General features: G+C 70.2%; 19 protein-coding genes and 4 pseudogenes. 8 read left to right on the forward strand and 15 right to left on the reverse strand.

All coding sequences use genetic code 11. The features are described from left to right. The first annotated feature begins 140 nt into the window (after positions 1–140). A complete protein-coding gene (locus GHR20_RS00345; protein ID WP_111581430.1) occupies positions 141–638 on the forward strand; it encodes a hypothetical protein in 498 nt (165 codons plus the stop codon). 9 nt (positions 639–647) lie between these two features. Here GHR20_RS00345 and GHR20_RS38245 read toward each other — a convergent pair. From GHR20_RS38245 to GHR20_RS00370, 6 genes and pseudogenes are all read right to left on the reverse strand, one after another. Further along, positions 648–965 (reverse strand): annotated as a pseudogene (locus GHR20_RS38245) (DUF4158 domain-containing protein); the annotation flags it as partial. Positions 966–1,125: 160 nt separating this feature from the next. Then, entirely contained in the window at positions 1,126–1,740 is a 615-nt protein-coding gene (locus tag GHR20_RS00350; RefSeq protein ID WP_153811753.1) for a TetR/AcrR family transcriptional regulator, read from the reverse strand. Then, complete coding sequence (locus GHR20_RS00355; protein WP_153811754.1) at positions 1,740–2,588, reverse strand: oxidoreductase; 849 nt, start codon at positions 2,586–2,588, stop codon at positions 1,740–1,742. The genes GHR20_RS00350 and GHR20_RS00355 overlap by 1 nt, the downstream gene beginning before the upstream one ends. A 286-nt stretch (positions 2,589–2,874) precedes the next feature. After that, positions 2,875–3,573 (reverse strand): response regulator transcription factor, encoded by a 699-nt coding sequence (locus GHR20_RS00360; RefSeq protein ID WP_153811755.1) that lies wholly within the window; start codon positions 3,571–3,573, stop codon positions 2,875–2,877. Continuing rightward, positions 3,570–4,784, reverse strand: a complete 1,215-nt coding sequence (locus GHR20_RS00365) for a histidine kinase (protein ID WP_153811756.1) — start codon at positions 4,782–4,784, stop codon at positions 3,570–3,572. Before GHR20_RS00365 ends, GHR20_RS00360 begins: the two co-directional genes overlap by 4 nt. Then, positions 4,781–5,329, reverse strand: coding sequence for a hypothetical protein (locus GHR20_RS00370; RefSeq protein WP_111581434.1), 549 nt, complete (start codon positions 5,327–5,329; stop codon positions 4,781–4,783). Before GHR20_RS00370 ends, GHR20_RS00365 begins: the two co-directional genes overlap by 4 nt. 146 nt (positions 5,330–5,475) lie before the next feature. Between GHR20_RS00370 and GHR20_RS00375 the strand changes: the two are divergent. The 3 genes and pseudogenes from GHR20_RS00375 to cas2e all read left to right on the forward strand — a co-directional run. Next, positions 5,476–5,562 (forward strand): annotated as a pseudogene (locus GHR20_RS00375) (transposase); the annotation flags it as partial. A gap of 46 nt (positions 5,563–5,608) precedes the next feature. Further along, positions 5,609–6,559 carry a type I-E CRISPR-associated endonuclease Cas1e gene (gene cas1e / locus GHR20_RS00380; protein WP_153811757.1) on the forward strand — a complete coding sequence of 317 codons (951 nt, stop codon included), beginning with the start codon at positions 5,609–5,611 and terminating at the stop codon, positions 6,557–6,559. Then, positions 6,559–6,876, forward strand: coding sequence for a type I-E CRISPR-associated endoribonuclease Cas2e (gene cas2e, locus GHR20_RS00385; protein ID WP_153811758.1), 318 nt, complete (start codon positions 6,559–6,561; stop codon positions 6,874–6,876). The genes cas1e and cas2e overlap by 1 nt, the downstream gene beginning before the upstream one ends. Positions 6,877–7,118: 242 nt before the next feature. On the opposite strand, the gene GHR20_RS36625 is transcribed toward cas2e, so the two are convergent. Continuing rightward, a complete protein-coding gene (locus GHR20_RS36625) occupies positions 7,119–8,291 on the reverse strand; it encodes a hypothetical protein (protein ID WP_194858757.1) in 1,173 nt (390 codons plus the stop codon). An 857-nt stretch (positions 8,292–9,148) separates the two neighbouring features. On the opposite strand from GHR20_RS36625, the pseudogene GHR20_RS37170 reads away from it, so the two are divergent. Then, a pseudogene (locus tag GHR20_RS37170) lies at positions 9,149–9,371 on the forward strand (hypothetical protein); the annotation flags it as partial. Positions 9,372–9,382: 11 nt separating this feature from the next. Here GHR20_RS37170 and GHR20_RS00395 read toward each other — a convergent pair. From GHR20_RS00395 to GHR20_RS00415, 5 genes are read right to left on the reverse strand one after another with little or no spacing between them, the layout of a single operon-like run. Next, positions 9,383–10,384, reverse strand: coding sequence for a 4-hydroxyproline epimerase (locus GHR20_RS00395; protein WP_153811759.1), 1,002 nt, complete (start codon positions 10,382–10,384; stop codon positions 9,383–9,385). Positions 10,385–10,386: 2 nt separating this feature from the next. After that, the gene (locus GHR20_RS00400) at positions 10,387–11,283 is read right to left on the reverse strand and encodes a dihydrodipicolinate synthase family protein (protein WP_153811760.1); all 897 of its coding nucleotides are present in this window, start codon (positions 11,281–11,283) and stop codon (positions 10,387–10,389) included. 56 nt (positions 11,284–11,339) lie between these two features. Next, positions 11,340–12,758: an FAD-dependent oxidoreductase gene (locus tag GHR20_RS00405; protein ID WP_153811761.1), complete on the reverse strand. Its 1,419-nt coding sequence runs from the start codon at positions 12,756–12,758 to the stop codon at positions 11,340–11,342. After that, a complete protein-coding gene (locus GHR20_RS00410) occupies positions 12,751–13,005 on the reverse strand; it encodes a (2Fe-2S)-binding protein (RefSeq protein ID WP_153811762.1) in 255 nt (84 codons plus the stop codon). The genes GHR20_RS00405 and GHR20_RS00410 overlap by 8 nt, the downstream gene beginning before the upstream one ends. Beyond that, complete coding sequence (locus GHR20_RS00415; protein WP_153811763.1) at positions 13,002–14,168, reverse strand: FAD-dependent oxidoreductase; 1,167 nt, start codon at positions 14,166–14,168, stop codon at positions 13,002–13,004. The genes GHR20_RS00410 and GHR20_RS00415 overlap by 4 nt, the downstream gene beginning before the upstream one ends. A gap of 114 nt (positions 14,169–14,282) precedes the next feature. Between GHR20_RS00415 and GHR20_RS00420 the strand changes: the two genes are divergently transcribed. Both GHR20_RS00420 and GHR20_RS00425 read left to right on the forward strand, forming a co-directional pair. Further along, positions 14,283–15,866: an aldehyde dehydrogenase (NADP(+)) gene (locus tag GHR20_RS00420; RefSeq protein ID WP_153811764.1), complete on the forward strand. Its 1,584-nt coding sequence runs from the start codon at positions 14,283–14,285 to the stop codon at positions 15,864–15,866. A 593-nt stretch (positions 15,867–16,459) separates the two neighbouring features. Beyond that, positions 16,460–17,422, forward strand: coding sequence for a LysR family transcriptional regulator (locus GHR20_RS00425; RefSeq protein ID WP_153811765.1), 963 nt, complete (start codon positions 16,460–16,462; stop codon positions 17,420–17,422). Between the two features lie 53 nt (positions 17,423–17,475). On the opposite strand, the pseudogene GHR20_RS00430 reads toward GHR20_RS00425, so the two are convergent. Next, positions 17,476–18,237 (reverse strand): annotated as a pseudogene (locus GHR20_RS00430) (IS5 family transposase). 63 nt (positions 18,238–18,300) lie between these two features. Between GHR20_RS00430 and GHR20_RS00435 the strand changes: the two are divergent. Next, positions 18,301–18,660 (forward strand): hypothetical protein, encoded by a 360-nt coding sequence (locus GHR20_RS00435; RefSeq protein WP_153811766.1) that lies wholly within the window; start codon positions 18,301–18,303, stop codon positions 18,658–18,660. 335 nt (positions 18,661–18,995) lie between these two features. Here GHR20_RS00435 and GHR20_RS00440 read toward each other — a convergent pair whose 3' ends face one another. Together GHR20_RS00440 and GHR20_RS00445 are read right to left on the reverse strand one after the other, a co-directional pair. Further along, positions 18,996–19,454: a hypothetical protein gene (locus tag GHR20_RS00440; protein ID WP_153811767.1), complete on the reverse strand. Its 459-nt coding sequence runs from the start codon at positions 19,452–19,454 to the stop codon at positions 18,996–18,998. Positions 19,455–19,538: 84 nt separating this feature from the next. Then, the gene (locus GHR20_RS00445) at positions 19,539–25,958 is read right to left on the reverse strand and encodes an RHS repeat-associated core domain-containing protein (protein ID WP_153811768.1); all 6,420 of its coding nucleotides are present in this window, start codon (positions 25,956–25,958) and stop codon (positions 19,539–19,541) included. Positions 25,959–26,064: the final 106 nt, after the last annotated feature.

The raw sequence follows: 26,064 nt of genomic DNA on the forward strand, positions 1-26,064 counted from the left end.
AGTGGGTTCGTGTGGGAAGCGTGACTGTGTCCAACCGTTCCGGCCAGCCTGGACATTGTCCACGGCAGGCCCGGACGAGTCGTCGGCTCGGGCCAGCCCAGACTCATTGAATCCAGTTGCACCCACAGGAGAGAGGCATCATGGAGAAGATCCTTGGCCCGTCCGGCGCGAAGCGAGCCGCCGCCGCGCTTGCCATTCTCGGCACGCTGCTGGCCACCGGCGTCACCACGGCCTCCAGCGCGTCGGCCAACACCAGTGACGGCGGCTGCCGGGACAAGGGCTACGCCAACGAGACCTACGGGATCAGCGAGTTGCCGTGCAGCGTGGGAGACCACGGCACGGGCGTCTCCGGGAAGATCAACTACAAGAACCCGAACCACGTCAACATCTTCCCCTGCGCCCAACTGCTGCAGCTCAACGCCGACAACACCACCACCCAGGTGGCGGACTTCGGGTGCCTCGGTACCAAATGGCTGAGCTCGAACCAGGATGACGGGTCGATCCAGTTCAACACCAAGGACATCGGGGTCCACAACGGCACCTACATCGTTCAGGCGGGCTACTGGGAGTACGACCCGAGCGGCAACCTCGTCTACATCGTCGGAGCGCAGGGCAGTAGGGTCCAGGTCTACGGCTGATCCCTGTCTCATCACGGCGGCGTGTGGGGCGACGTCCTCCACCGCCGCCCACAGCGCGGCCACGTCCAGGTCCGCGCTGTGCTCCTCGACCAGCTCCAGCTCCTCGAACAGCACCTTCGCCGCCGCGCGAGCGTGCGCGCCACCTTCTTAAGCTGCGGCAACGCCTCAGCCGCTCCTTCTCCGCCAGCACGCTCACCCCCGGCAGCAGCCCCCGTTGACGGCGCAGCCAGCCCACCGCCTGGTTGAACAGCGCCAACGGCCCCCGGCGTGCGTCCACGCCCGCCCGTGCAGGAACATGCGAAACCGCCGAGACCACTCCGCGTCCTCTTGCTTACAGGAAGTTCGCCGAGGAGCCGACCCGCCTCGAGCTGGCATCTGGCCACCAGCACCCTCATCGCATAACGACGCGAAGAGGTGTCCATTTCACTGGGCGAGGCCCGACCGGAACTTCATGGTTCCGCGGCTCACCGCGTCCATGGCGGATACCTCAAGTGGTCAGACCGGCGCTGGTCAGCCAGATGTGTTCGCATGTCGCCGAGGCATCTTGGAGCTTCTCGCGGGCTTCCTGTGAGGCGTGGTAAAAGGTCCGTTCGATCATCCAGCACAGGGTGCGTGCCATCGCCGGGGCCTGGTCCGGTGCGGTGCCGGTCTGGATGCCAGCGCGTTCCAGGACGGCGGTGATAGCGGCGATGAACAGGTCAGCCGTGTGGTTCCACAGCTCGCCGATCTCCGGCACGGACAACGACAGGTCGATCGCCGTGCGCATGACCAGGCCGTGCTCATTCCACAACTCGACCGTGCGCTGCATGGCTGCCGCGATGGCCCGGCGCGGCTCGTCGGCCTCCGCGGTTGCCCTCGACCGCTCCCACAGGTGCTCGACGGTCCGGGCCACCAGTGCCGTGACCACTTCTTGCTTGGAACCGTAGTAGAAGTACAGCGCGCCGCGGGTGATGCCGGCGCCCTGGGCGATGTCGCCGATGGTCATGGCGTCGTAGCCCTTGTGCGCCAGCAGGGCCTCGCAGGTGTCGAGGATGGCCCGCTCCCGGAGGTCGCCCTTGCGTTCGCCGGCGCGACGGCTCCGCGCGGGGTAGTGGCCGGGCATCAGAGCTGCGCGCCGTCGGCGAAGTCGGTCGTACGGGAGAGTGCCTCCCATGCGCGGATGTCCTCGTCCACGGCCGTGCGGGCGGCGGTGACCAGTCGCAGCGCGTCCGAGCCCAGGACGAGGTGGGCCGGCGGGCGCTGGACCGAAGTGATGTGCACGAGGGCGTCCCCGGCTCTGGCTGGATTGCCCAGCTGGTTGCCGCTGGCCTTCTGCCGCGCTTCGCGGATGGGAGTGAACAGCTCGTCGTAGTCGTCGACGGCCCGCGCTGCGCGTGTCATGGACCGCCCGGCCCAGTCGGTACGGAAGGATCCGGGCTCGATCGCCGTCACGTGGATACCGAACTGCGCGACTTCCTTGCCCAGCGCCTCGAGGATGCCTTCCAGGGCGAACTTGCTGCCACAGTAGGCGGACATGCCGGGCACGGCCGTGAGCCCGCCCATGGAGGTGACGGCCATCAGATGTCCGCGGCGACGTCGGCGCATGCGGGGCAGTGCCGCCCGCAGCGTGGACACCGTCCCGAACACGTTGACCTCGAACTGCCGCCCCACCTCGGCCAGCGGGGTTTCCTCGAAGGTTCCCTCCAGGCCGTAGCCGGCGTTGGCGACGACGACATCCAAAGGGCCGACGCTCTGCTCCACCTCCGCGACAACGTCGGGGACGGCGTCGTCGTCCGTCACGTCCAGCAGGCGACCGTGAGCGTTACCGGGCCTGAGTTCTTCGAAGGCCCGCAGGTCCTCCTCGGAGCGGACGGTGCCGACGACGGTATGGCCTGCGGTCAGGGCGGCCTCGGCGAAGGCACGTCCGAGGCCCGTGCTGACGCCGGTGACGAGCCAGTTCTGCTTTTGCACTGTTCCTCCACAGAGGTCGCGCGAGGAGCCGGACCGCTCCCCCATCAGAAAGTCTACACAGTGTCGATTTTTACCGTCACTGTGTAGACTCTGGTAGTGCTCACGGGGCGGAGCGCTCAAAGTCACCGCGTGCCCTGGCACCGCCCGAACGGCCCCAGGGCCCGGCAGCCAGCCCGTCAGCCAGAACCGCACCGCGATCACCGCAGGGACGAGAACCGCGTCAACTCCCGTAGCCGACGCTCGGCGCTGATTGACGGGACGGCCTGACCGCCCGGCCGGGGCCGGGTCACGCCAGACCGGCCGCGATGGCGCGGCGGACGGCGTCGGCCCGGTCCTGGATGCCCGCCTTGGCGAACAGGTTGTTGATGTGGGTCTTGACCGTGGCCTCGCTGATGAAGAGTTTCTCGGCGATGGCCCGGTTGGGCAGGCCCTGGCCGATAAGGGTGAGCACCTCGCGTTCGCGGCGGGTGAGATCGCGGGGAAGCGGCTGTGCGTCGGCCGACGGGCGCGTGCGGACGGTGGCCAGAAGGCGGTTTTGCACCTCGTAGTCGAGTACGGACTGTCCCGCAGCGGCGACCCGGATCGCGCGGACGATGTCCTGCCGCCCCGCGTTCTTCGTCAGATAGCCGCGGGCGCCGGCGCTCAGGGCGGCCAGGATCGAGTCGTCGTCGGCGAAGGTGGTCAGCACGACCACGGCCGTTCCCGGGTACTCCTCGCTCAGCCGGCGGGTGGCCTCGGTACCGTCCATCACCGGCATGCGCAGGTCCATCAGGACGACGTCGACCGGTGTGGCGGCCACGGCGGCCAGCACCTCGGTACCGTCCGCGGCGGCGGCCACGACGTCGATGTCCTCGGTCATGCCGAGCACCGCGGCCAGGGGCTCTCGGACGCTGGCCTGGTCGTCGGCGACGATCACCTTCAACGGGCGCTCGGTCAGCGGATCCTGCGGGTTCCGCGGCTCCTGGGCCGGTCCGTTCGTCGTCATCCTCGGATCACTGCCTCCACCTGCCAGCCGCCCCGGTCCGGTCCCTCGGTGAGCGGACCCGCGGTGAGGGTGCCGCCCAGCAGGGCGACGCGTTCACGCATTCCTATCAGCCCCATACCGCTGCCGGCCCCTGCGGCCGCCTCACCGGTCGCAGGCCCGTTGCGGACGGCAAGCCTGGTCGAGGCGGCGTCGAACGCCAGCTCCACGGCGAGCTCGGCCCCAGGAGCGTGCCGGGCCGTGTTGGTCAGCGCCTCCTGCGCGATGCGCAGCACGTTCTGGGTGACCTGTGCCGACAGCTCCCGGACGGACCCGGTGACGGTGAGCACCTCGCGGTGGCCACACGACTCGATCATGGCGGTCAAACTCTCGAGCAGCGGAAGGGAGTCCTCGCGCAGCGCGTGCACAGTCCACTGGGCCTGCTCCAGGCTCTCCCTGACAAGGCTCTGCGCCTTGTTGTGCGCCACGCGGACCTTCTCCAGGTCACCGGTGTCGATCAAGGCGTCCGCCAGCTCCAGGTGCATGTTGATCCCGGCCAGCGAGTGCGCCAGCACATCGTGGACGTCGCGGGCGATGCGGCCGCGTTCGGTGAGCACGGCCGTCCGCGCCTCGGCCCGCGCGGCCCGCTCGGCGGACTCGGCAGCCTGAAGTCTCGCCTCCACTGCCTGCTGCCTGCTGCGGCCCAGGATTCCGGCCACCACCGGGATACCTGTGCTGAGGCCGAAGGTCCAGGTCAGCACCTGGTGATCGGGGCCGACATAGAAATAGAAGACAGCACCGCACAGCAGACTGGACAGGGCCGCGACCGCCAGGGCTGGCTTGAGGGCGAGGCGGTAGCCGGCGTGGCCGACGAGGAAGTAGGCGAAGAGGTAGCCGGAGCCCCTGTTGCTCACCTCCAGTAGGCCGGCGCACGCCACGACACCGGCGGCCAGCCAGACCAGCGCGGCCCGGCGTGGGAAGGCGGGTGGCAGATGTCTGGCCGTCAGGGCGACGGAGTTGACCACCAACAGGGCGACCACGGCCAGGCCGCGGCCGCCGACACCCACCGGCCGGACGGTGAAGACCGCGATGGCGATGATCAGCAGGGTGACTGCCCACTGGAGAGAGACGTCGTGCCGGAGCACGATCCGAGGACCGGTCTCCCCTTCGGATGTGGGACCGGGGGCTGGTGGATTGTCGGAAGCGGACACGGCGCGACGATAACCGGTACTCATACCGTCCGGTCCGCGGCGACCGCCGCGGAGCGTCCGTCCACCGCCGGCGGCCGCTGCTCCCGGGTGATCATGCGGCCGCGGAGGAATATGGTGCCCAGCCGCGTGACCACCTCGGTGAGTGCCATCAGTACGAACGCGGCCACCCACGCGTCCCCCGTGGTGATCTGGTGGGCCAGGCTGAAACGGGCCACGTCGTCGGCGCCGCCGTGGTCGACCCACAGCTGGAACCCCATCCGCGCCCCCATGCCCAGCACCCACAGGGTCGCGGAGACCGCGCCAGCCTTGATGAAGAGATGCGCGCCGACCTTGCGTATACGGGTGTAGACGCCGCCCGCGATCCCGAGGGCCGCGCCGACGGCGACGAGCGCGCCAATCAGCACCAGGTCGTTGCCGGCCGTGGGCACGCTGTTCAGATAGCTGTGCGCGACGAAAGCCACGATCCCCAGCGGGATCACGTACGACTTGGCGTCAAGGCGGCCCTCCCTCAACTGCCGGAAGACGACGAGGAGGAGGGCGATGTCGGTGATCCAGTCGGTTGTTGTCATGCTGCAAGCCTGCTGGCACGGTCCTTTAAGCGCCTGGACCCACGGGTGGAACTTTGGGTGGAGACCAGCCGACCGGTGATCTCCCGGACTCACAGGAGCAGCAGTCGTTCCAGCGCAACGACGAGGTGGAAGAGCAGCACGCTGCAGGCGTCCCGTGGCGCAACCTGCCCGCGCGGTCAGGGCCATGGGAGACGATGTACGGGCTGTTCCGCCGATGGCAGCGCGACGGCACCTGACGCCGGACCCTCGAACAACTCCAAGCCCTCCCCGACCCTCGCCATGCTCCCGAGGATCGCCGACTCACTGTCGTTCCTCTACCTCGACATGGTGCGCGTCGTACAGGACGACACCGGCGTCTGCGCCCAGATCCAAGCCGACGCCGAACACACCGACCTCGTCTACATCCCCACCGCCGCCCTGTCCTGCCTCCTTCTCGGCCCGGGCGTCTCCATCACCACCCCCGCCCTGAACACCCTGGCCCGCCACGGCACCAGCGTCGTGAGTGTCGGGGCGGGCGGCGTCCGCGCCTACGCCGGCATCCTCCCCGACTCCCTCACCACCCACTGGCTCGAACAACAGGTCGCCTGCTGGTCCGACCCGCAACAACGCCTCGACGTCGCCGTACGCATGTACGGCATGCGCTTCAACGACACCGAACTCCCCAAGACCGTCACCCTCGAGCAACTACGCGGACTCGAAGGCCAACGCATGAAAGCCTTCTACAAGATCCTCGCCCAACAACACGGCATCGGCCGCTTCCGCCGCAACTACCGCCCCGACCAATGGGACACCCAAGTCCCCGTCAACCTGGCCCTGTCCGCCGCCAACACCTGCCTCTACGGCATCGTCCACGCGGCCCTTCTCGCCCTCGGCCTCTCCCCAGCCCTCGGCTTCGTCCACGCCGGCACCCAACACGCCTTCGTCTACGACATCGCCGATCTCTACAAGGCCGAGACAGCCCTCCCCCTGGCCTTCGCCCTCCACAACTCCGACAACCCCGAACAAGACGCCCGCCGCCGCTTCCGCGAAAACCTCCGCCTCCTCAAACTCCTGCCCCGCATCGTCCGAGACGTCCAGACCCTCCTCACACCGCGCGACATGAACAGCATCGACGTGCACACAGACGACGATGAGCCGCAGGAGAAACACGACGTCCAGATGGTCCACCTCTGGGACCCCAAAGCCGGCGTTCTCCCGGCCGGCGTCAACTACGGTTCAGGAAACACCTGATGCCCTCCATGATCGTCATCGCCACCACCGCCGTTCCCGACCACCTACGCGGCGCCCTCAGCCGATGGACCAGCGAAGTCGTCGCCGGCATCTTCGTCGGCAGCGTCTCCGCACGCGTCCGTGACCAACTCTGGCAGGCCGTCACCGAAACCGTGGGCGACGGAGCTGCCGTCTTCGTCCACCCCGCACCAACCGAACAGGGCTACTCGGTCCGTACCGCCGGAACACAACGCCGCGTCCCCGAGGACTTCGACGGTCTCACCCTGATACGGATGGGAGCCGCAGCAACCGCAAAGGAAATGCAAAATCGTTCTTAAGACGCAGGTCAGGAAGCGTCCTCCCCGCCGCCGCGGGGGTGTTCCGTGCAAGAGGTGTGCCGTGCTTGGGCCTGGTGCGTCCTCCCCGCCGACGCGGGGATGTTCCGCTCGTGCCGCATGACACCGGCCGCACGTGGAGGTCCTCCCCGCCGACGCGGGGATGTTCCGAACCGGGAGCAGAACCAGCGAGACCCCGGCTCGGTTTAGTTCTCACGCCGAATACAGCCCCGGTGGCTGCGCCGTCAGCGGGCGCACGAGGAGTGTCGGCAGCCTGTCGTCCACGGCGCGGCCGCGGCCGTGTCGGTGCGGGCGGCGGTCTGCTCGCGAAGCTTCTCCAGTCGCGTCGCCAGCAGGTATCTGGCCACGCGCTCCCGGGCCGCGTCGGCGGCCTTCGTCGTGGCGGCGACGGCGTCCGCGCCGGTCGGGTTGTGCTGGAACCAGGGACGGCCCTGCTCAGCCTTGAACTCCCGCCGGGCCTCGACTTCGGCCGCCTCCGTCCGGCCCAGCTCCGCCAGCGCGGTGTCCTGGAACTCCTGGACGACCTGCCGCGCGGTCTCGAACGCGGTGAACGCGTACGCGTCCCTCGCAACCCCCGGGTCGGCCTCGAGGGCGGCCACGTCGGTGATCTGCAGGAACTCATGCCATGCGGCGGCGATGCTGCTGTCGATGGCCACCCGGGCCTCGGAGGTGACGGCCGCGACGCTGCCCGGGTCGGCTAGGTCGGCGGACCCGGCCGCCGCGAGGAGCCCGGCCTCACCGATCAGCGTCTCGGTCTGACGGCGGTGGTCGCACACCTCGCACAGCCCGGCCGACCACTGCCGCCCGCAGTCCTCGCACGGCAGGGCCTGGCGCACCGCATCGGCGGCCGCCGCTTCCTGGCGCTCACGTTCCACCCGTTCCCGGGCAGCGGCACGGGCCGCATCACGGCGGGCCTGCTCCGCGCGGGCCCGCTCCTGCCGCCACGCGAGGTCCTCCGCCTCAATGGCCACTTGCTCCCGAAGCCGCTCCTCGAGGACCCGGCGGCGCTCGCCGGCGGCCAGGCCGGGCAGTTCCCGGTCGACCTGCGCGGCGATCTTCACCCGCCGGGCCCGCCGGATGTGCACCACGTTGCCGCACATCTCGCACTCGCCGCCGGTGTCGAGACGGATCCCGTCGTCGCAGCGCCGGTCTGTGCACGCCTGGCGCTGCACCAGGCCCTTGCGGATCAGCCACCCATACGGGCCGGTGACCATCGCCTCGCCGCCGGTTTCCTCCAGCCGGTGGGTGAGCCGGTCGGCCAGCAGCCGCGGCCCGCCGCCCGGATGCTCCAACAGGCTCTCCAGCCGCCTGATCTCCACCTCCGCGGCCACCTTGACCTGGTCCTGCTGCCAGCCGGAGAGCTGCGCCCACAGCCCCGCGACCGGCCCCAGCGCCATCTGCAGAGCAGGACGAGCCGGAAGGCTCACCCTCCGCTTCTGCCGCGCCTTTTCCCAGCCCGTAGCCGTCGGCCGGCCACCAGCACCAGCCCCGGCAGCACGCTGCCCATCCCGCTCATCGGCCGGGAACTTCTTCGGCTTTTCCCCGCGCAGCGGGCCGTCCTGCGCCACCGTCGACCCGGTCTCGGCAGCGTTGGTCTCGTCGTCGACGGGCTGGTCCTCGCCCGCGCACACGCGCTCCGGACGACGACCTTCAGCCCCATGGCCTTCGCCGGAAAAACTACAATCAAGCCGCGGAGGAACTACTGGAGTAACCATAGACGCGTGGTCTGTGTGGAGCTGTGCACCATCGGGACGCTCCCGATCCGCACGCACCATCGGGACGCGCCGAAGACACGGTGCCGGGCTGCGAAACAGCCTCCACAGGGGCCAGGGCGCGGCCGCACGCGCGAGCCACGGGCAGCGGCATGACCTTGCCCCGGCCGTTCATCCGCGTCGCCGTCGCCTTGCGGTGCCGTGCGACGACACCGGCCTCCGTCAGCTGCACCAGCACCTTCCGAGCCCCCGAGGGAGAGCAGCCCAGCAGCCGGGCCAGCGTCGCCGCACCGCGCCCCTCGCGCTTCTTCACCGAGCCGCCGCACAGCTGCAGCCAGCCCGACGCCCGCGTGTTCAGCACCATCAGCAGCAGTCCGAGCCGGTCGGTCGCCGCTCCCTTGCCCCTGCGACCGGCCAGCAGCCCCGGCGGCGTCGGCTCCTTGTCCTCCGGCGCCCAGCCCGGCCCGAACAACGCATCGATGAGGCGCGGCAGCGTCGCCAGCTCCGCCGGCCGTGGGAGGCATCACCGGCATGTGATCAACGGTGCGCGGTCAGGGAATTAACTGGAAGATCCGGAAGTTGGGGCCGCTCACCAGGCGCTCGGTCGGTCCCGAGACGACCTGATGCGGTCATCCATCGCGGACAAGGCGTACGCGTCACGGGCGATCCGCCGGGCCTCGCGCGAGCGGGGCGCTCGGGAAGGCCAACGGGCCGGTCAGAAGGCCAACCGCCTGCGGCGCGTGACAGGCCGGAGGCAGACCGCCCGGCGTCCGTGTTCAGAGGGTGAAGCCGGCGGGGTAGGGATCCGACGGGTCGAGCAGGTACTGGGCGGTCCCCGTGATCCAGGCGCGGCCGGTGACGGACGGCCGGATGGCCGGCCGGTCCCCGACGGTCGTCTCCTGCAGAACGCGCCCGACGAATCTGGACCCGATGAACGACTCGTTGACGAACTCCTGGCCGACCGGCAGCTGTCCGCGCGCATGCAGCTGCGCCATCCGGGCGCTGGTGCCCGTGCCGCAGGGCGACCGGTCGAACCATCCGGGGTGGATGGCCATGGCGTGCCGGGAGTGCTGTGCGGTCGACCCGGGGGCCTCCAGGTAGACATGGTGGCACACGTTGATCTCCGGATTCTCCGGATGGGCCACCGGCTTGTGCTCGTTGATCGCGTCCATGACGGCCAGTCCGGCGTCGAGCAGCCGCTGCTTCTCCGCCCGGTCGAAGGTGATCCCGAGGTCCTCGGTCCGGACGAAGGCGTAGAAGTTGCCGCCGTACGCGATGTCGTAGCGCACCGCCCCATAGCCCGGGACGTCGACCACCTGGTCGAGGGCGTGGCAGTACGACGCGACGTTCTCCAGGGCCACCGACTCGGCGCGGCCGTCGCGAACCCGTACCCGGGCCGTGACCAGCCCCGCCGGTGTGTCGAGCCGTACCAGGGTCTCCGGCTCGACGACCTCGACCATTCCGGTCTCCACGAGGACCGTCGCGACGCCGATGGTCCCGTGTCCGCACATCGGCAGACAGCCGGAGACCTCGATGAAGAGCACGCCGAAGTCGGCGTCAGGCCGCGTCGGTGGCTGCAGGATGGCACCGGACATCGACGCGTGCCCGCGCGGCTCGCACATGAGCAGGGTGCGCAGGTGGTCGCGTTCCGCAAGGAACCGCCGGCGCCTCTCGGACATCGTCGCCCCGGGAAGGACGCCCACACCCCCCGTGATCACGCGGGTCGGCATCCCCTCGGTGTGGGAGTCGACGGCGTGGTAGCAGACGGTCGAGCGCATGGTCACCTCACCCCGGCGTCGATGAGCGCCTGGGTGGCGGCGCGGGCGACGGCCTCCGTGTCCGGGCTGAGCGGCTGCCGGGGCGGGCGGCAGACACCACCGGGGCGGCCGATCATCTCCTGGCCCAGCTTGATGGCCTGGACGAACTCCGTCTTGCTGTCCCACCGCAGAACCGGATGCATCTGTCGGTAGAGCGGCAGCGCCGTCGCGAGGTCGCCGGCGACCGAGGCGTAGTACAGCGCGAGGCAGGACTCGGGGAACACCTGCGGATAACCGGCGACCCACCCCTTGGCGCCGGCGAGGCCGACCTCGAGGAGAGTGTCGTCGCTACCGATCACGAGGTCGAGTCCGGGCGCGAGTTCGGAGATCTCATAGCAGCGCCGCACGTCGCCGGAGAACTCCTTGACGCCGACGATGAGCCCCTCGGCGTGCAACGTGGCCAGCAGCTCCGGGCGCAGGTCGACCTTGGTGTCGATGGGGTTGTTGTACGCCGTGACGGGCAGGCCGGCCGAGGCCACCAGCTCGAAGTGCTCGAGGATCGCACGGTCGTCGGCGCGGTAGGAATTGGGCGGCAGGCACATGATCGCCTGGCAGCCCGCGTCCTTGGCGAACCGGGCATGCCGCCGGGCCTCCACACCGCCGTAGGCGCCGACGCCGGGCATCACGGTGAAGCCCTCGGGGGCGTTGGCGACGGCCGTCTCGACGACGCGGTCGCGCTCCTCGTCCGTCAGTGTTTGGTATTCGCCCAGCGACCCGTTCGGCGCGACGCCGTGCAGCCCCCTCTCGGCGAGCCAGGCGACGCCGTCCGCATAGGCGCCGAAGTCGACCGTGAGGTCGTCGTTGAACGGCAGGCTGGTCGCGACGATGACGCCGTGCCAGGGCTTACGGGTCTCGGTCATGAGCACTCCTTGTCGGTCTTCGCTGGTTCTCACCGTGGTCCGTCCCGTTTCGACGGTCATTCATCGGGTTCGGCGAGCGAACCGAGGCTGACGGGTGTCGCGATGAGCCGTTCCGCGGGCACGTAGGGCCGTTCCTGTGCCGTGAGACAGTGCACGGCCGGTCCGCACATCCGCCCCTGGCACCAGCCCATGCCGGCTCGGGTCAACTGCTTGACCTGCCGGTGGTCGTACGCGCCGCCGTCGACACCAGCCGCCCGGACCGCGCCCGCGGTCACCTCCTCGCAGCGGCACACGACGGTCTCGTCGGTCAGCCACGAGGACCAAGCCGCGGGGAGCGGGTGGGCAAGACTCATCGCCCGGGCGAAGGCACGCTGCCTCGCCACCGTGGCGCGCCCCCTGACCAGGCGCTTCCTGCCCAGCACCGGCGCGGCGCCCGAGTCGGCGAGAACCGACTCCGCGGCAAGGCGACCCTCGGCCACCGCGAGGGGCGCCCCGCCCACACCGCACGACTCCCCCGCGGCGTAGAGACCGGGAACGGTGGTGCGCTGCCCCTCGTCGACGGCGACGACCGCGTTGCCGTCCGCCGACTCCGTCAGTGCGCAGCCGAAGGGAATGAGCAGGTCGAGTTGCGGTACGAAACCCCAGCCCACGCCGACGGCATCCGCCTCGATCCGTCGCTCCGTGCCCGGACGCGGGCTGCCGTCCGAGGCCAGCGAGGTGATCCGGACCGACCTCACGCGCTCGCCGCCCTCGGCGCCGGTGATCGCAGTGCGCGGGCTGACCGGGACGCGCTGGCGAGCGAGCACGGCGGCATACCTGGCCCCCTCGGCCCACTTGCCGGGGTTGCGCAGCAGTGCGCCCGGGTGCCGCAGCCACGCACGTGGGTCAGCAGCCTCGCACACCGCGACCACCTCGACCCCGCGCGCCGCGAGGGCGGCGGCCACCGGCAGCAGGAAGGGACCGGTACCGCCCAGCGCCACCCGGCTCCCGGCCGCTACGCCGCCGCCCTTGAGCAGTGCCTGGAGGCCACCGATGGTGAGGACGCCCGGCAGGTCCCATCCGGGGAAGGGCAGTTGACGGTCGTAGGCCCCGGTCGCGACGAGGAGCCTCGGCGCGCGCAGGACCACCGCCCTCTCCCGTGGTGCTTCCCTCCGGTCGACCGCGTGGACCGCGAAATCCTTCTCGTCGCGGACGGCCGACCACACGTGATGCACCAGACGCAGGTCGAGCCGGCCGGCCGCCCGGCCCGCCGCCAACTCCTCGCACAGGGCCCGGTACTCGCGCAGCCCATGGTGCAGATCCCCGGTCGGGATCGCCGCTCGCGCGTGCTCGGGCGGGTGGCGCCAGAACTGGCCGCCGACGGCGGGGCCGGAGTCCACCAGCACGACGCACAGCCCGCCGGCCACAGCCGTGACGGCCGCGGCCATGCCGGCCGGTCCCGCGCCCACGACGACGAGGTCTGCCGGCTCACTCATCGCCATGCTCCCCGGTGGTGACGGTCATACCCGCGACCGCCAGCACCAGGCAGGCGCGCTGACCGCCGGCTCCCTCGATGCTCACCAGGCAGTCGAAGCAGACGCCGATGCCGCAGAAGACGCCGCGCGGGCGGTGCCGGACGCGGGTGGTGCGCCAGGCGACCCGGCCCGCGGCCACGAGGGCCGCGGCGACGGTCTGTCCCTCGACGAACGGCAGGGGCACTCCGTCGACGATGATCTCGCTCACTCTGGTAGACCTCCGGAGGCGAACAAGCGGTCGGGCAGCAGGCCGGTGTGCGCGGCCGGGTCGACGCCGCGCCAGGGACGGCCGAGCAGGTGGGCGGTCACGAGCGCGCCGGTCGCGGGCGCGAGACCGACACCCGCCCCCTCATGACCGCACGCGTGGACGACCCCCGGCACGCGCGGATCGGGGCCGATGACCGGCAGGTGGTCCGGACAGTAGGGTCTGAAGCCGCGGTAGGCGCGGATCAGGTGGATTTCGCTCAGGAACGGAAAGAGCCGGCATGCCTGTGCCGCGAGCCTGGCGACCACTGCGGTGTTCATCGTCGCGTCGAAGCCGACGCGTTCCCGGCTGGCACCGATGAGGATCGTGCCGCTGGGCGTGCCCTCCACGACGCACGAGGTCTCCAGTCCCGCGTCGGACGAGGCGACGTTGGCGACGTAGTCGGCCGAGTAGACCTTGTGCCGGACCATCGGCGGCAGCGGCTCGGTCACCAGGACGAAGCCACGGCGTGGCAGCACCTCTACGGGCGCGCCGAGCCGGCGGCCGATCTCACCTCCCCAGGTCCCGGCGGCGTTGACGACCGCGTCGGCGGGCACGACATCGCCGGCCGCCGTCCGGACGCCGTCGAGCCGGCCGTCCCTGCCGGTCACCGCGCCGACGACCGCACCCGTGTGGAAACGTGCGCCGTACCGCACGGCGCCCCGCAGCAGCGCGGCAGCCGCCAGGACCGGCTGCACCTGGGCGTCCTGCGGGTAGCGGACGCCGCCGGGAATCCCGGGTGCCAGGTGAGGTTCGATGTCCCGCACATGATCGACCGGTTCGATGCGGACGCCGGCCGCTTCCTGCCGCGCGGCGAACTCCCGGAGCGCCGCGAGCCCTTCGGTGGTGCTCGCGACGACCAGGCCGCCCTTGGGTTCGAGCTCGAACGACTCCGGCCCGAGCTCCTCACCCGCCTCGTCCCACAGCCTGCGGCTCGCCCGCGCCAGGTCCAGTTCGGGGCCGGGTGCCTTGTCGGAGAGAAGCACGTTGCCCTCACCGCGGCTTGTCGTCCCGGCGCCGACGGGGCTGCGGTCGACGACCGTGACGTCCATGCCCGCCGAGGCGGTGTGGAAGGCGCACGCGGCGCCGACGACGCCCGCGCCCACGACGACGACTTTCAGGGTCACCAACTCCCCTCTGTGCAATGTCACATGACATTACGTAGGCTATACACCTGCTCGAGACGAAGACAACGCCGGATTCACGGCGAGACCTTGTTGAGACGTGGGTGAGGGTGAGCAGTGAACCTGACCGGAAACTCGATCGTGGCCGGCCGTGACATTCCCGGCACCGGCGAGGCGTGGTACGGCGTAGTGGCGACGACGGGCGAGTCCCGAGGCCCGCGGTTGCGGGACGCCTCTCCCGCGGATGTGGCACAGGCGGCGGAACTGGCCGCCGCGGCCGCGCGCGACTACCGGGCCCTGCCCGCACACCGCCGGGCCGCGTTCCTCGACGCCTGCGCAAAGGAGATCGAGGCACTGGGCGATGAACTCCCGCGTCTCGCCGCGAGCGAGTCCGGGCTGCCGCTCGACCGCTTGACGGGCGAACGCGCGCGCACCTGCGGGCAGTTGCGTATGTTCGCCGCTCTCGTCCGCAGCGGGGACGCGCTCGGTGTCCGTATCGACCCCGCGATGCCCGAGCGCCGGCCGCTCCCCCGGGCCGACCTGCGCCTGCGCAAGATCCCCGTCGGGCCCGTCGCCGTCTTCGGCGCGAGCAACTTCCCGCTGGCCTTCTCCGCCGCCGGTGGTGACACCGCGTCAGCTCTCGCCGCCGGCTGCCCGGTCATCGTCAAGGCACATCCGGCTCACCCGGGCACGTGCGAACTGGTCGCCCGTGCCGTCACGGCTGCCGCCGCGCGCACCGGTACGCCCGCTGGTGTCTTCTCGCTGCTCGTCGGCCGCGGCACCGCGGTCGGCCAGACCCTGGTGCGGGACCCGCGAATCGCGGCCGTCGGGTTCACCGGCTCCCGGGCCGGCGGACTGGCACTGGTCGAGGCGTCGAACAGCCGACCCGTGCCCATTCCCGTCCACGCGGAGATGTCGGCGGTCAATCCCGTGATCGTCCTCGACGGCGCCCTGGCCGACCCCGTCCCGCTCGCCACCGCGTACGTCGGGTCACTGACCGACGGGGCGGGGCAGTTCTGCACGAACCCGGGCCTCCTGCTGCTGCCGGAGGGCGCCGCGGGCGATGCCTTCCGTGCGGCGGTGGCCGGGGCCGTGACCGGCATCCCGGGACGGACCATGCTCACCCCGGGCATCGCGGAGGCATGCGTCAAGGGATCGGCGCGGTGGGCGGCCACCGAGGGCGTCTTCGTCGTGGCACAGGGGGTGCCCGGCGAGGGCTCCTGCGCGCCGGGCCCCGTGGTCCTCGAGTGCGACGCGGCCACCTACCTGGCCCATGAGCACCTCTCCGGCGAGGTCTTCGGCGCCGCGGGGCTCGTCGTACGATGGTCGGGGACCGACGAACTCCTCACCGTGCTCGAGCGCGTCGAGGGACAGCTGACGGCCACCCTGCACGGGACCGACGCCGACCTGATGACCGCCCGGCGCATCCTGCCGGTCCTGGAGGAGCGGGCCGGGCGCGTCCTGTGGGGCGGCTGGCCGACCGGAGTCGAGGTCTGCCACGCCATGGTGCACGGCGGCCCCTGGCCCGCCACTTCCTCACCCGGTACGACCAGTGTCGGGAGCCTCGCGGTCGAGCGCTGGCTCCGTCCCGTCTGCTACCAGTCCTTCCCCGACGCCCTCCTGCCCGCGGAACTGCGCACGGACAACCCCATGGGAGTCACCCGGCTCGTGGACGGCGTGCTCGAGCCGCGACCGAGGTGAGGCCCACCGGACTCGCGTTCCACGTCGCGGACCGCGGGGTGCTGTGCAGCCGACCGAGGCTGCCTTTCCCGGCGCCTTTCGGGGCCGGCCCTCCGCCGGGCATCCGAAGCCGGGCCGGGACGTCACCGACCAGCCGGGAAAGCCGCAGTTGTACGGATAACAGCCGCGCCGCCCCGCCGCCCCCGCGGTCAGGATGCGGGCAGCTCCCCGAGCGGCCGGGTCCCTTCGTCCGCTGGTCCGCGCGGCCGCCGGGGCACGGCCTCGGGCCGCATGGCCTCAGCGGCCGAACACGGTCCGGACCAGGCCGTGTGCGGGGCGTGGACTCCGCGTGGTCAGGGACGGCGGCCTGGACACCGGCCGGCGAGAGCGGGGAGTTCCGGGTGCGGTCGGGCACTCGCGGCGCAAGCCCCATGCGATCGCCCACCGGGCCACCTTGCGAACCGGGCACCGCACGAGCGGCCCACGCGGACCGGGGCTTTCACCGTCTTCGGAGGTTGACCGCGGGGAGACCCTGAACGCCTGCGGCGGACGCTCTCAAAGCCCTGGCCGGCGGTAAAATCGGTGTACTCCTCAGAGATCTGGAACGGGTGCTGATGGAACTCGAGCTCCGACACCTGCGGATTCTGTGCACGATCGCCGACACGATGAGCCTTGGCAGGACGGCCACGGTCCTGGGGTGCTCGCAGCCGGCGGTCAGCAGCCAGCTGAAGCGCATCGAGCGGCTGATGGGCGCAGACCTGTTCGTCCGGGGCAGTTCGGGGGTGACACCGACACGCTTCGGGGTCGAAGTGGTGGTGCAAGCGCGCGAGATAGTGGCGCTGGCCGGCGCGATCGGGCGGCGGTCCACCGCAGAACGGCCCGGGACCGACCGGGTGCTGCGGCTCGCCGCGACGAACACGCCCATTCTGCCGGGCCTTCTGCAACGGACGCGCACCGTCCTGCCGGCGCTGGCCACGCAGGTGAGCAGTGTGTATTCCTCGGCCGAGATCGTCGGGCTGCTCGAGGACGGCACGCTGGACGTCGGCGTCGCGGTCGACTACCCGGGAAGCGAGTTGGGGCACTCGGAGGCCGTGGTGCGGCGCGGCATCGTCACCGAGCCCAGCTTCGTCGCCCTGCCCGCCGATCACCCGGCGAGCGCACGGTTGGACGTGTCGCTGCTCGACCTGGCGGACGACGCCTGGTTCCTGACACCCGACGACGGTGCGGGCTGGCCCGGGGTCTGTTACGACGCCTTCCGGGCGGCCGGCTTCACCCCCGCCACGGTGCACGAGTTCCTCGGCGACAGAGACCAGTTGCAGCGGATGATCGCGGACGGGCTGGGAATCTCCGTCGTCCAGGCGACGTGCAAGCCGATCCCGGGCGTGGTCGTCAGAGCGCTGGCCGGCACACCCCTGTGGTGCCGCTACGTGCTGGTGTGGCATCGCGAGCGCGTGTCCGACGAGGTGGTCGAGACACTCTTCGGCGCCGCCCTGGCCGCCTACGAGGAACTCATCGCCCGGGCACCGCACTTCCAGAGGTGGGCCGCCCGTCACTACCGCACCCCGCGTACTTACTGATCGTTTCAGAATGCGGTGCGTAGCCGCCTCAAGCAGATGATGGCGCAGGCGAGTTAGAGGGAACCCTTGGTGAAGGTCTGCGTGTATCTCGTAGCGGATGCGCAGACGTTGGAACTGGTGCAGCCACGCGAACGTGGGCTCTACGACCCGGCGGGTCTTGCCCAGGCCGGAGCCGTGCGGAGCGCCACTTCAGGCGATCTTCGGGACGATGCCCCGGGCCAACAGCAGTCGGCGGTGCTTGCGGAAGTCGTAGCCGCGGTCGGCGTACAGACGCTTCGGCTTGTGGCGGGGACGGCCACGGCGGCCGCGGATGCGAGGAATTGCGTCCAGCAGCGGGATGAGCTGCGTGACGTCATGCCGGTTGCCGCCGGTCAGCGAGACGGCGAGTGGAGTGCCGTGCCGGTCAACGATCACATGGTGCTTGCTGCCGGGGCGGCTGCGGTCGACTGGGGATGGCCCGGTTTGCACCCCCCTTTGAGCGCCCTGACGTGCGAGCCGTCGATCGCGCAGTCGTCCATGTCCAGCAGGCCGACACGTCGCAGCTCGACGAGCAGGGCTTCATGCAAGCGGTGCCATATCCCGGCCTCGGTCCAGTCCCGCAGCCGCCGCCGGCAGGTGACGCCGGAGCAGCCGATCCGTTCGGACGGGACGTCTGCCCAGGACACTCCCTTGCGCAGGACGTACACGATCCCAGCCAGCGCAGTACGGTCGTCGACCGGCTTTCGTCCGGGAAACCGGTGCCGCCGCGGCGGCCGGGCCGGAATCAGCGGGGCTGTCCGCTCCCACAGGTCATCGGGCACAAGATCGCTGTTCACGCCGGAAGCGTCTCAGAAACAAAGCGGTTGAGGAGGCCGAATCGGCCCCGGCACACTCGCCCGATGAGCCACAGCACACCATCGGGCAGCTGGGACGGACCCTGGTACCGCGTCCACACAGAGCAGTTCGAGGCCGCGTTCCTGCCGGATGCCGGCGAGGACTTGGAGTCCGTGGACAGCGTCGACGTCTTCGTGGACCTCAACGACGGTTCCCGGTGGAGCGCGACGATCATCACCGTCGCCCAGGTCGAGATCCTCATGAAGCGATGGACCGCCGGCGGCGAAGCCTACGCAAGCCGGTACTTCTGGTGCTCGGACGGGCTCATCGTCCGTGACGCCGGCATCAGCAACATGACCCAAGTTCTCACCGGGCTGATCGAGAACGGCGAGTTCACACAGATCCTTCAGCGCCTTGAGGACTGACAGCCCCTCGGCTTGCCCCTCTCATACTGAAATGATCAGTTAAGCAGCATGACCACGAGGGCCACGGATCGGGATGCCGAACATGACGACGAACCACGGGAAGAGTTCTTCCGCTCCGGCCGCCGCGTAGAGGCTCTGTGCCCATATGCGAAGTTCTTTCGGAACGCCTTGTTCTGGAACGCCCGTCTCAAGGCTCCGGCCGGCGCAAACAGCAGCTTCTACGCCTCCGGGTACCTTCGACAGGCGTCTCGTCACCGCAGGACGGCGCGTCGCCCTTCGCCGCCGGCCCGGAGCGGCATCAGGCCGCGGTGTCCCGCTCCCGTCGTGCTCAGGTGTCACGGAGTGTCCGCAGGGTCCTCCCACGCCGGGTCCACGGGGATGTTCCAGCCCCTCAGCATGGAGAGCATCTCCATCCGGGTCCTCGGCAGGGCGAACCGGAAGGCACGGTCGAGTACCGCTCTGCTCTCCAGCAGGTTCTCCAGGAAGGTGAAGTGGGCCGTGTCCACCAGCTCGCCCCCGGGACTCTCCTCCAGACCCTCGATGAACTCGAAACAGCGCGCCAGGAAGTCCTCCTGTTCGGGGCTCGGGTCGGCGGACGTCATCAGAGGCTTGAACAGCGGGTAGACGAGTACCTCGGACAGGAAGGTCCCGGGGTGGGTGTTGACCTGGTCCCAGTGGGTCACCTGCGACGCGCGCATGCCGTGCCGCCGGGCTGCCTCGTCGACGTGGGGGACGACTTCGGGCAGGAGCCGCACCAGCCGCTCCACCAGTTCCCCGGAGGGGATTCCCTGCATGTTCGTACTCCTTCGTTGCGAGCAGCAAAATACCGCGCCGCCGGCCGGGTGGGTTTCCCGACCGGCGGCGTCCTCGGCAGAGGGTCAGGCCATCGGGGTCACTATGTAGCAGTCACCGAAGAAGACGCAGCCTGCGCCCTGGCCGTCGGGCACGACGTCCAGCGGGTCCGTCAGGGACTCCGAGAGCTGCTTGGTCGCTTCCTTGACGCCGTAGTTGTAGATGTCCGCCGGGTACTGGGCTGCACTGAGGGCTCCGCCCACCACCCCGAACGCCTTGGCGAAGCCCCGTCCCTTGATCCTTTCGCCGGAGGGCACGGCCCGCTGCGGTGCCTTGGGGTGGAGGTTCTCCGGCACGGCGAACTTCTGCCCGGTGACCTCGCTCATCGATTCCGCCGAGATGACGGTCTTGATGAGTTTGGACACCGTCTTCGCGAACTCGGGCTTGGCCTGCACCCTCTTCGTCACCGCCCCGGCGACGTCGTCTGCGTTGAGGGCGGTCCAGAGTTCCTTCGACTCGTTGAGCGCGACCTTCCGGTCGGCGTCCGAGAGGATGCCTTTCCCAGTGCCCTCCTTGGCCTTGCGGTCGTCCTCCAGCAGGTCGCGCAGACCGCCCAGCTTGGCGACGGCCTTCTCGATGTGCCATTTCGTTCCGTCGCCGCCGAAGCCCTTGCCCTCGTTCATCTCCTCGATCAGCGCCGTGGCCGTCTTACCGTCGCCCACCACGTCCGAATCGGCTACCATCGGCCGGATGTACAGCTCCTCGATGATGTCCTTGAGGCGCTGATTCTCCACCGGAGGCATGTAGGCACGCTTCTTGTGCATGCCCGGGTTCGGGTTCTTCTTCGGCTTCGATGGCTTGGGGACGACCCTTCCGCCCACGCAGGTCCCGGGCGGGGCGGTCCGGCAGTACTCCATCATGTCCGGGTCGTAATTGCCCGTCGGGTCGCTGCGGCGCAGCGGGTTGTTGTGGCCGTAGGCGTAGCCGTTCAGCTGCTGCGGGTCCGAGGGGTCGACCACCGCGTCGGCGCTGAGGAAGCGGCCCGTGTCCGGGTCGTACTCCCGGGACCCGAGATGGGTGAAGCCGGTCGCGTCCTGCGTGCCGCCGATGAAGCCCTTCCTCCCCGGCCAGTTCCCGGCCGGCGGCGTCGTGCCGCGTGTCCCGCCGAAGGGCAGGTTGCGGCGCTGCACCATGGCCTGGGTCGCCGCGTCGACGGCGAGTTCGCCGGTGCCGTGGTGATCGCCGATCACGAACGACAACGTGCCGTCGTCCTGGCGCACGGCACTCGCCCCGCCGAGGTCGTAGTACCGGCGTGCGGTCGTCTTGCCGGTCGACTTGGTCCAAGTGATCTCGGTCGCGCCCAGGTACAGTGTCGAACTGACACCGGGGACGCGGCTGATCAGCCGCTTGCCGTCCGCGTCGTACAGGTACTCGGTGACCGAGGTGCCCTTGGTGACCGAGGCGAGGTTGCCCTCGGAGTCCCAGACGAACGACTGCTTCGTTCCACCGCTCGGGGTGAGGGACTCGGTGCCGCCGCCCGGCTCGTAAGTGTAGGTGTCCTTTCCGGTTACGGCGCCGCTGGAGGAGACCGACGTCAGGGTGTTCGGCTGGTTCTTGTCGTTCTCGTCGTAGCGGTAGGTGCGGGTGATGTCCCCGTCGGTCTTCCCGGCGGGATCGTGGCGGGTGTCGGTGTCACGGTTCCCGGCCGTCGTGTAGGTGTACGACTGCCAGTACGGCGCGGGTCCGCCGAGGGCGGCCTTGCCGGGGTCGCTCGCGCAGTCACCGGCCGGGGTCCACGCCTCGGTCAGCCGCTGGAGGTAGTCGTAGTGGAAGCACTGCCGGTCTGTGCCCTGGCGCGAGGCGTCGGTGGCCGAGGTGACGTTGCCCGCGTCGTCGTAGGCGTAGGTGACCGCACGGTCGACCCCGGGAACGCCCTCGCGTTCGGTCCGGCTGGTGGACAGCAGCTGGGTGCCCGGCTCGTAGGTGTTGTTGATCCAGACCCGCTTGCCCGCGCTGCCCAGCTCCAGCTCCTCCAGCTTCCCGGTGAGGCTGTAGCGGGCGTTGCCGACGTAGGTGCCGAGACCTTCGGCCTTCACCACGCGCTGCAGACCGTCGTAGGTCGGCGCGACGACCTCGGCGGGCAGGTTCCCCGCCGCCGGGTAGCTGGCGGACTTGACCGTCCCGTCCAGGTTGTAGGTGGTGTTGGTCTGGTAGCTCACCCCTGCCGAGCTGCCGAGGCCGGATTCCGATGCCGGGATCGACACGGTGGTGCGCAGCGGCCGGTACAGGTTGTCGTACGCGTTGATCGTCTGCGTGTACTTCGCACCCCCGGCGCCGCCCACGTAACGGGTGGAGCTGCCCAGGTACCCCGTGCGCACGGTGTCGAAGGTCCAGGAGGCCAGCAGCGGCCCCGTGGCCGAGTCCTCCCGGGTCTCGGTGTGCCTGCCGAGCCGGTCGTAGACGAAGGCGAGCGTCTTCTCGCGGCCGACGTCCGTGGTCGTGGTGACGCGGTCGGCGTCGTCGTACGTCGTCCTGGTGGTGCCCGAGTCGGGGTCGGTGGAGGTGAGCTGACGTCCGAGCAGGTCGTAGGTGTAGGAACGGGTCGCCTTGTCCGGGCTGGTGACCTTCGTCAGGTGCCCGTTGGCGTCGTGCTCGTAGAGCGTGCTGTCGAATGCGCCGGTCGGCGACGCGCCGTGGAATTCGCGCAGCTCCGTGATCTGGCCGGCCGCGTCGAGCACCGTCGCGGTCGGGGTGGCGCCGACCGGCGGGTCGACGGTGACCAGGTCGGCGCTGTGGGTGGTCGTGGTGCGGGACAGCTCCATACCCACGCCGTTGCCCCGGAGGGCCTTGCTGACGGTCTGGCGGCCCAGGCCGTCGTACTCGTTGACCGTCTGGGAGTCCACGGCACCTTGTTCGGTCACTCCGAAGAGCGTGCCCGCGGGTGCGCCGGTGGCGTAGTAGGGCGCGTACTTCCGCTTCACCAGACCGCGTTCGTCGTAGAACGTGTCGTCGATTAGGCGTCCGCCGTCGGGTCCGGCGGACTGCGACTGCCGGGGCCGAAGCCAGCCGTCGTAGAGGATGTACGACGCTTGCTGGTTACCGTCGTTCAGCAGCTTCTTGGCGACGACCGCGGCGATGGAACCTTCCTTGATCTGGTAGCCGTACTCCAGGCTGGGCGTCGGGCTTGAAGCCTTGGGACGGTTGGCGAGCCATGCCTTGGTGAGCCGACCCAGCGCGTCGAACTCCGCGTCGCTGCGCTTACCGTTGGCGTCGATCGTGGCGGTGGGCAGCGAACGGACGCCGTCGAACTCCGTCACGACGGACTGAGCGCTGGACGGGGTGCCGGCGACGAGTTCGGTGCCGGTCACGCTCAGCGTGCCGGGCTTGGTGGTGGTGGCCGCGGTGAAGACGGTCGTACTGGTCGCGCCGGACGAGTCGGAAGTGGACCGGGCCCGTCCGAACTCGTCGTAGCCGGTGCTCTTCCACCGGTACCGGGGTGTGGTTCCGGTGTAACCGACCAGCTCCTCCGACTTGGTGAGCAGGCCCCGCGTCGGCGCGGCCCCGAAGGCGAGGGAGTCGTAGGTGTTGCGCTTGCGGGAGAGGAGGTGCGCGGGGTAGGTGACGGCCGTGCCGCATGCCACGTCGAGGACCTCGACCTGCTGTGGCAGGGCGCGCAGCCAGTTGGTGGCGTTGTCGGCGTACGTGGTGGTCGTGCACTGCTCGTCACCGGGCGCGGCCTCGCCGAGGTCGCTCTCCGTGATGACCCGGCCCTCGTCGTCGTAGGTCGTCGCGGTGGAGGTCTGCTGCCAAGTGCCGTCGTGCTTGCGGGCCCAGGAGCGGGTCGCCGACGTGCCGGTCAGGTTCGCAGTGACGGTGCCCCAATCCCGTACACGTTTGGCGGTCTCCTTGCGCCACGGGGTGTTCAGGGTCTTGCTCTCCACCGTGCCGTCCGGCGCGGTGTACTCGACCGTCTTGAGTTCGTCCCCCTGGAAGGCTTCGTGGTCGACGACGTCGCCGCCCTCGCCGTCGGTGACGGTGACGGACTTGCTGCCGCCCGCGGCGTTCTTGCGGTCGCCGTCCATGCCGCGCAGGAACCAGTGCTCGGTCAGCGAACGCATGCCGGCCCAGCCGCCGGTCTGTACTTTGACCCGGCCGTAACCGTGCCACTGCGACCAAGTCCGGTACTTCTCCTTGGTCAGGCCGTCGTCATCGGCGTAGTGCCAGGCGGCGCCGTCGAGATAGGAGTACTTGGTGACCATGTCGTCGCCGCCGCCGGTGCGGTCGGTCGCGGTGACCTGGGTGACGACGTACTTGTTGAACCACTCCTGGACCGGGTCCGCCGCACCGGCGGGCTGCCAGTACTGCGGGAAGCAGCGGGTGGTGTTCGTCTCCGGGGCGGGCAGCGCGTCGAAGTCGCACTCGGGAGCCGAGTAGGCGACGTCGATCGACCCTCCCGACTCGTCGGAGACGTTGGACAGCCGGTACTTGATGAAGGGCGCGACACCGTCGCCGAGCCGGTCCAGGCGGTTGGGCGCCTGCTTGTAACCGAAGGTCACCTTGGGCAGGGTGATCGAGGGGCTCGCGGACAGACCGGTGTGCTGGACGGAGTCCAGGAGCAGGGCGCGGTCGATGTCCGCGGCACCCCACTTCTGGCTGAACGTCCAGGCGTCCGCGTCGGCGTAGCCGCCCGAGGGCTGCAGGATCTGGGTGGTGACCTTGGAAAGCAGCTTGCGGGACCAGAAGGACGGGGCGAACCGGCCCTTGTCGCAGTCGGTGCCGGCCTTGCAGTTCAGGTAGTACGGAGTGTCCTCCCAGCGGTCGGGGTTCTTCTCGATCTCCGCGGCGGCGCAGTCGGCGGCCGTGGCCTCGATGCACCGCTCGGTGTTGGTGAAGCGGACCTTGCCGACGGCCTTGGCGGTGAACAGCGTGTCGCTGCGCTGGCCGTACTCGATGTGGTCGATGACACCGCCGCGCTCGTACAGCGTGTCGTCGGCGGCAACACGGTTGCGGCCGTAGGAGTTGGTCTCCGGGCTGTACCAGTACGACATGGCGTTGCCGTTGAGGTCGACGACGTAGTCGAGGTTCCAGCGCCACGCCTGCTGGCACCAGGACTTGGCGAAGGTGGCCTGGTGGCAGGGTTCGCCGGTGTCGTTGCCGAAGACGGGGACCGTCCAAGCGGACTTGGTCTCGGGCTTGCCCGCGCTCCAGCCGGGGAGGCGGTTGTAACCGAAGAAGTACTGGAGGCCGTCGGTGGTGGTCACCTTCCAGTACTCGCCGTCGTCGTCGCCGTTGGCCCGGTCCGCGCCGGTGAGCTTCTCCACGCGGGTGCCGTCGTCGTTGCGGATCCACCAGGTGTCCTTGCCCGCCGGGATCAGTTCGCCCGCGCGGCCGTTGAAGCTGATGGTGGCGTTGTCGTACCCCCAGCACTGGTCGCCCGGGGCGTCGTCCTTGCTCCAGCTGCCGTCCTCGCTGCACGGCTTGTAGCGCCGCTCGATGAAGCCGGTGTTCATGTCGAAGCCGGAACCGACCCAGGAGGACTGGTTGTTGCTGGTGGTGGTCTGGCCGTCCACGGCGCCCGAAGAGTAGCCGAGGGACAGCTTGGGCAGCAGCCCCCCGGGTACGGTCGGCGCGGTCAGCGGGTAGGACCAGGAGAAGTCGCCCGTCTGAAGGCTGGTCTGCCACATGGCGGACGACGACAGCGGTGTCGCCGTGTAGTCGCCGGAGCCTGCGGAGCCGCTACCGGCGTCGGCGACGGCGGCCAGCACGACGGGGGACGCGGCGGGGCGCAGCGCGACGGAGTCGGCGGAGACCGTGCGCTTCTCACCGTCGTTGCGGCCGGCCACCGGAGTGGTCTTGCGGCAGCGGGGCAGCTTCGGCGTGGTCAGCGCGCAGGAGGGCAGGGTGACGAGATGCAGCCGGGCGCCGTAGCCGCCGCCGTACGCCTCTCCGAATGCGGAGTAGTCCAGGCTGACGCCGACGCGGGGGGCGGCGGAGTCCGTACGCGCCGGGTCCGAGGCGCTGACGGAAAGCAGGACTCCGTCGAGACCGAGACCGCGTGCACGGTCCTGCGGCAGAAGCCGCACCTCGGCCTTGGCCGGGGCGGTCGCCGCTGGTGCGGGCAGCAGCCGGACGGGCATGCCCGGAACACGCAGGGGCGTGGCGGCGGCACCCTTGGACGGTGTGCCCGGGACCTTCTTGCCGGACTCGGTACGGGAGGTGGTGGGCGGCAGGGTGACCTGCGCGGTGCGGGCTGCCGGCCAGGCGGCGCGGGGCGCCCGGCGGTGCCCGGAGGCCAGTCCGTCACGCTTGCGCGGCTCGGTCTTGAGCGCTGTGCCGGGGACCGGGTGGTCGGCCTCAACGGGTGCCGTGTGCCTGGTGCCGCCGGGCTTCGACGCGGCCAGCGCCGGATCGGCCTGGAACAGCGAGCCGGCCATGAGTGCGGCCAGCGCCAAGGCGGTGTAGCGAGGGAGACGGGCCGCACGCAGCGGCCGTATGGGTCTGGACAACCCGATGGTTCCTTACGTCGGTGGATGAGGATGTCGGTGCGCGAGGAGGTCGATGGGTCTGGACGCTGCCGGGAGTGGATGCCAGCAGGTGTGGATGACGGTGGGC

The organism is Streptomyces sp. SUK 48 (assembly GCF_009650765.1).
In the GTDB taxonomy this organism is placed as follows: Bacteria; Actinomycetota; Actinomycetes; order Streptomycetales; family Streptomycetaceae; genus Streptomyces.

What these genes read in the sequence shown, in the direction of transcription:
- GHR20_RS00345 (WP_111581430.1), top strand. Translation starts at nt 141, where the DNA reads ATGGAGAAGATCCTTGGCCCGTCCGGCGCGAAGCGAGCCGCCGCCGCG.
- GHR20_RS00350 (WP_153811753.1), bottom strand. Translation starts at nt 1,740, where the DNA reads ATGCCCGGCCACTACCCCGCGCGGAGCCGTCGCGCCGGCGAACGCAAG.
- GHR20_RS00360 (WP_153811755.1), bottom strand. Translation starts at nt 3,573, where the DNA reads ATGACGACGAACGGACCGGCCCAGGAGCCGCGGAACCCGCAGGATCCG.
- GHR20_RS00365 (WP_153811756.1), bottom strand. Translation starts at nt 4,784, where the DNA reads ATGAGTACCGGTTATCGTCGCGCCGTGTCCGCTTCCGACAATCCACCA.
- GHR20_RS00370 (WP_111581434.1), bottom strand. Translation starts at nt 5,329, where the DNA reads ATGACAACAACCGACTGGATCACCGACATCGCCCTCCTCCTCGTCGTC.
- cas1e (WP_153811757.1), top strand. Translation starts at nt 5,609, where the DNA reads ATGCTCCCGAGGATCGCCGACTCACTGTCGTTCCTCTACCTCGACATG.
- cas2e (WP_153811758.1), top strand. Translation starts at nt 6,559, where the DNA reads ATGCCCTCCATGATCGTCATCGCCACCACCGCCGTTCCCGACCACCTA.
- GHR20_RS36625 (WP_194858757.1), bottom strand. Translation starts at nt 8,291, where the DNA reads ATGGCGCTGGGGCCGGTCGCGGGGCTGTGGGCGCAGCTCTCCGGCTGG.
- GHR20_RS00395 (WP_153811759.1), bottom strand. Translation starts at nt 10,384, where the DNA reads ATGCGCTCGACCGTCTGCTACCACGCCGTCGACTCCCACACCGAGGGG.
- GHR20_RS00400 (WP_153811760.1), bottom strand. Translation starts at nt 11,283, where the DNA reads ATGACCGAGACCCGTAAGCCCTGGCACGGCGTCATCGTCGCGACCAGC.
- GHR20_RS00405 (WP_153811761.1), bottom strand. Translation starts at nt 12,758, where the DNA reads ATGAGTGAGCCGGCAGACCTCGTCGTCGTGGGCGCGGGACCGGCCGGC.
- GHR20_RS00425 (WP_153811765.1), top strand. Translation starts at nt 16,460, where the DNA reads ATGGAACTCGAGCTCCGACACCTGCGGATTCTGTGCACGATCGCCGAC.
- GHR20_RS00435 (WP_153811766.1), top strand. Translation starts at nt 18,301, where the DNA reads ATGAGCCACAGCACACCATCGGGCAGCTGGGACGGACCCTGGTACCGC.
- GHR20_RS00440 (WP_153811767.1), bottom strand. Translation starts at nt 19,454, where the DNA reads ATGCAGGGAATCCCCTCCGGGGAACTGGTGGAGCGGCTGGTGCGGCTC.